The sequence below is a fragment of the Pedobacter sp. 01T416_2 genome (assembly GCF_056398925.1).
The window spans coordinates 1-1189 of the sequence record NZ_JBFTQI010001168.1 but is presented as its reverse complement, the minus strand read 5'-3'; the positions used below and the strand labels follow the sequence as shown (position 1 = coordinate 1189).

The window sequence follows — 1189 nt, the reverse complement described above, 5'->3', positions numbered from 1 at the left end:
ATGCTCTTTTTCGATTGAAATCTGATCAATCTGTTCCTGAGAAAAATGACCAATACCAAAAACACGTTCTAACAGATCTTGGTTTTTACCGTACATCTGTTTTTTAACCGCATCGAAGCTAATACTTGCTCCTAAATCTTTTGTAAGTATGTTATGCCAGGCATGATTGTGGAAAGCCATATCGTTAATCATGGTTCCATTAAGATCGAAAAGAAAAGCTTTTGGTTTATTATTCGTCATGGCGGCAAAATTATCAGATTTTTTTATGATTAAGTAAAATATAGTTATCAAAGCGAAAATTTAACAAATAATTTATTCCTAAAAGTGGTGTTGAAAACGGATGGCCTGAAAAATAAATTTTCCACAACTGTAATTTTTTGGCTGTTGAACTCGTTTCCATATTTGGAAATCCGGTATTCAAGCAATAGCTTGCATCGTTTTAAAACCCCGGATAATATTATGACTGCTGCCCATCATGAAAGTGATCCTCTTATCAAGTATTTAAATGAGCTGCAGCCATTAAGAAAAGAAATAATTGAGCGGGCAAAAACTGAAACATTCAAAATCACCGTACGTAAGAATGAGATTTTGCCTGATCTTAGCAATATTAGTGGCGATTGTTTATTCTTTATTGTTAAAGGCTTGGTACGGGCTTTTGTACTGGATGAAGGAAAAGATATTACTGCCTGGTTAACTGACGAAAATCACCTGATTGGCAGTATTCGAAATCCAGGCAGCCTTGTCCCAACTTATCAGGAACAATATCAGGCGCTGGAAGATTCAGAACTGCTTATACTCCCATATCGTTTTATTGACGACTTGTATGTGCAATTTCCTGAAACCAACATTTTGGCCAGAAAATTATTGGCTATACATTACCATATGTCGCAAGAGCGATCTATTTTATCACGAATCCCCTCAGCAGAAATAAGGTACAAACAGTTTAAAATCGGGTATCCTACTATAAAGTCAAGGGTTCCTTTAAAATTTTTGGCCAGCTACCTGGGGATGCGAATCGAAACTTTAAGCAGGATCAGAAAGAAAGAAAAGACAGAAGAAAAGGCTTAATTTGCTTTCTTTTTGAAGTAAAAATAGCAAAGCGGGAAAAGGCAGATTAAGCCTAGCAGAAAACCACCAACTGTATCGGTAAACCAATGTGCACCCAGATAAATTCTGGATGGGGCAATGG

Annotated in this window: 2 protein-coding genes and 1 pseudogene; 1 reads left to right on the top strand and 2 read right to left on the bottom strand. The window is 36.5% G+C overall.

Annotated elements, in window-relative coordinates:
- A pseudogene (locus AC1DPQ_RS28290) lies at positions 1 to 240 on the bottom strand (HAD family phosphatase); the annotation flags it as partial.
- Positions 241 to 459: 219 nt separating this feature from the next.
- On the opposite strand from AC1DPQ_RS28290, the gene AC1DPQ_RS28285 reads away from it, so the two are divergent.
- On the top strand, positions 460 to 1068 hold the full coding sequence (locus AC1DPQ_RS28285; RefSeq protein WP_477582799.1) for a Crp/Fnr family transcriptional regulator: 609 nt from the start codon (positions 460 to 462) through the stop codon (positions 1066 to 1068).
- Here AC1DPQ_RS28285 and AC1DPQ_RS28280 read toward each other — a convergent pair.
- A complete protein-coding gene (locus AC1DPQ_RS28280) occupies positions 1065 to 1172 on the bottom strand; it encodes a phosphatase PAP2 family protein (protein WP_477611649.1) in 108 nt (35 codons plus the stop codon). The genes AC1DPQ_RS28285 and AC1DPQ_RS28280 overlap by 4 nt on opposite strands.
- Positions 1173 to 1189: the final 17 nt, after the last annotated feature.